Annotated in this window: 5 protein-coding genes; all 5 read left to right on the top strand. The window is 40.0% G+C overall.

Going from position 1 to position 2,981, the window contains the following annotated elements; translation table 11 throughout:
* The first annotated feature begins 526 nt into the window (after window positions 1–526).
* The 5 genes from B4C08_RS01925 (at window position 527) to B4C08_RS01905 (ending at window position 2,786) form a co-directional block, all read left to right on the top strand.
* A complete protein-coding gene (locus B4C08_RS01925; protein ID WP_296662327.1) occupies window positions 527–883 on the top strand; it encodes a hypothetical protein in 357 nt (118 codons plus the stop codon).
* A 77-nt stretch (window positions 884–960) separates the two neighbouring features.
* Window positions 961–1,323, top strand: a complete 363-nt coding sequence (locus B4C08_RS01920) for a hypothetical protein (protein WP_296662325.1) — start codon at window positions 961–963, stop codon at window positions 1,321–1,323.
* Between the two features lie 549 nt (window positions 1,324–1,872).
* On the top strand, window positions 1,873–2,211 hold the full coding sequence (locus tag B4C08_RS01915) for a hypothetical protein (RefSeq protein ID WP_296662324.1): 339 nt from the start codon (window positions 1,873–1,875) through the stop codon (window positions 2,209–2,211).
* Window positions 2,212–2,260: 49 nt separating this feature from the next.
* Window positions 2,261–2,578, top strand: coding sequence for a hypothetical protein (locus B4C08_RS01910; protein WP_296662322.1), 318 nt, complete (start codon window positions 2,261–2,263; stop codon window positions 2,576–2,578).
* Window positions 2,559–2,786 carry a hypothetical protein gene (locus tag B4C08_RS01905; protein WP_296662320.1) on the top strand — a complete coding sequence of 76 codons (228 nt, stop codon included), beginning with the start codon at window positions 2,559–2,561 and terminating at the stop codon, window positions 2,784–2,786. Before B4C08_RS01910 ends, B4C08_RS01905 begins: the two co-directional genes overlap by 20 nt.
* Window positions 2,787–2,981: the final 195 nt, after the last annotated feature.

Raw genomic sequence — 2,981 nt, 5'->3', positions numbered from 1 at the left:
CCACCGAAGAACCCACCGAAGAGCCCACCAAAAAGGACGCCTAAGTTCTTTAGCCACGTAAAGCGTGGCTTTTTTCATGTACGCTTACTTTAATTTATTAATGCATTAAACTATGCGCCTGCTTACTTTAATGCGCTAATGTGTTACTGCACTAAAGTCTGCGCCTGCTGTACTTTAGTCCATTAAAGTAAAAAATAAGTTGGCACTTTAGCACGTTAAACTATTAAAGCGCAGCTGCAATGCGATGCCGTCCTAAGCAAAATATATGCGCCATGTCATTTCCATTTCCCTCTTATAAGTTGGAAAAGCAGCAGTGAAATCAACTTAAAAGCAGCTACAAAAGTTGTTTAAAAACGTAGTTTTTGCTTGACAAAACGCGGTATTTTTGCTATGATTTTTATATCCTTTATAAATTATAAGAGGTGACGCCGCAGCTGTAAGAGTTCCGTTTTAACGCAAAATTCTGTTGACAAAGCCGGCTAAAACGCTTATAATATTATTGTAAGATAAAAGAAGGAGAAAATAAATGGCAAAGCAATTATCCTATTATATTATCGGTGTCACAGATGAAGGACGTGAAACTACTATCATTCAGGGACGCGGTTCTGTCTATGAGTTTCGCGCATTAACTAAGCTTCAAAATTCCGGATGCGATATCCTACTTGACGAAGCTACTCTCAATGGACTTATTGATAAACTATTCATTCAGTTGGTAACTGACGGTGCTTGCGATATTGATATGATAAGTTGTTTAGATGGTTCTTCCTATTCTGTACAGTGGCTCGCAGAAGAGCTCTACATTAGCCTAGTCAGTATTAGAAGTTGTTTGCCATTTGGCGGTAAGTATTACATTAATATCACTACAGAAGATTCCTGCGCTTAAACGAAAATAACTATTGACAAAGCGCAAAAGACATGCTATAATATTCTTGTAAGATAAGAAAAGGGAGGGCATACCTTATGGAGTTCTCAATTATTAGGCGTGAAGCCGCAACTCGCCATTGCTATACTCTTGCACAGGGTAGTGGCTGGAGCGAATTTGACTTTCTATATGACTGGGTCGGTTCAAACCGCAATGGAGAATTATGTAAACTTAATTCAGAATCTATCGCAGAACTCATTACCATGGCTTCTATGCAAGTGAAAGAGAACGAAGAAAAAGGTCAATTCCTCTGTGATAATGATTTGCATTTTTCTGGCGGCGAAATTGTAACCGCTTCGGCTTTTATTCTCTTCCTTAGCAGTGTGGAATCTTATGCGGACTTGCGCCGCGAATTTATTAAGGGCGATGACTCTGAATACTTCATTTGTGTTGAATGGTAGCGGCGACCTATCGTAAAATTGCGCCGCAAAACGAAAATAGCTGTTGACAAAACGCAAGAAACCTGCTATAATATTCTTGTAAGATAAAAGAAGGAAAAAACAACAGATGAAAGAAAATTACAAGAGCGCGATTCCGCTAATCGTTCATGGCAAAAAGCTTATGCTTAACATTGTCGATACTTTGGCATCTAATGGCTACCGTTGTGATATCCGCAGGTTGCCTAATGGAGATACCTATGCAGTTCACTTTGAAATGCTAGTTAATTAGCTAGCGGCGACTAACTTGACCTCGGCACGTCGTTAAACTACCGCGGCGAAATCTAACATTCCCAGGCATGAAATCGAACCACCACCGTTAAGTGGTATGCGAGCAAAACTGCCTACCCCTTTATCTGGAACATTCTTAGGTGAACGGTCACCTTGGCTTTAACCAGTTATCAAACGAAGCCTCAATTTATAAGCGGCGTAATTTTTCGCCGCGCTATGCTCGTCCTAGTGGTGAAGCGGGTGCAATTCCCGATACGAGCGCCAAAGGAGAAGTAATAACAGATGAAAGAAAATACTAAACCGGAACTTGTGATGATATCCGCGTCTTATTTAAACGCAATTGAAAATGAATTAAATGAGCTGTATGTCCGCTATACCGGAACCGAAGATGCTTGGGTAGAAATTGACAAATGTACAATTGACCGTACTGGTTATACTGAAGGTTTTGATGAAAACGGCTACGATTATACCTTTAATATCAGAGCAGGTGAGAGCAGCGATTGCAATGACTATGATGGAGAATACGTTGTTAGCCCATTTCTTTGCCGCACCTCGCATGATGTTGCACTCTTCATTTTCGCGCTTATGGTCGCGGATGTCGGCAAAAAAGAACGCATTTAATCGTTGAAACCTGCTATAATATCAATGCAAAAGAAAAAGGAGAAGACACATGGAAGGGCTAATGAATGGAAAAGACATTATTACCGTTGTTGGATTTGACAATGTCACCAGACTTGCAAAAGGTTTCATTAAAGCCGGTTATGATGTTCTGATTCATAATAATGGCTTTGATACTTATGACATTATTTATGAGTATCCTTATGATGACGTTAATCTGGGCACTGACCGTTTTGCAATTGTCACTTTAGAAGAAGCAGAAGAACTACTTAATAAACGTAGAGAAGCACAGCTGGAAAAAGCTAAAAAGCTTGTGGCAGACGCTGCACAGGAGGAGGAAGAATTAGAAAATGACCCCTATTGCTGGTAAAAATGTTGCTTATCGTGTAGTTAACGATTACACAGATGAAGAATTATTTTGCGCCGATACTGCTCGAGATTGCCTTGAATGGATGAAGAATGAAATTTCTAATGGAGGCTACACTCGATTGCGCTGTTGGGTAGATAAGGAGCGCGGCGTTACTCTTTACGATATTGGATGGGGCATTATGCGCGTTGAAGAAATAAACGATAATTAAACGCAAAAACTGCTTGACGAAGCGCCGCGCATCTGCTATAATATTAGTGTAAAATAAAAAAGGAGGAAAACAAATGACTAAAAAAGAATTTATTACTAAGGCAATTATCTTCTCTAAGTATGACGTCGAAGGCACTCGTACCTTGGCGCGATTTACTTTCCCCGATGGATATAGTGTAACGCGACACGATTATAA

The sequence above is a fragment of the Treponema sp. UBA753 genome, from assembly GCF_002297325.1.
Lineage (GTDB): Bacteria > Spirochaetota > Spirochaetia > Treponematales > Treponemataceae > Treponema_D.
This window is presented reverse-complemented; position numbering and strand designations above follow the sequence as displayed.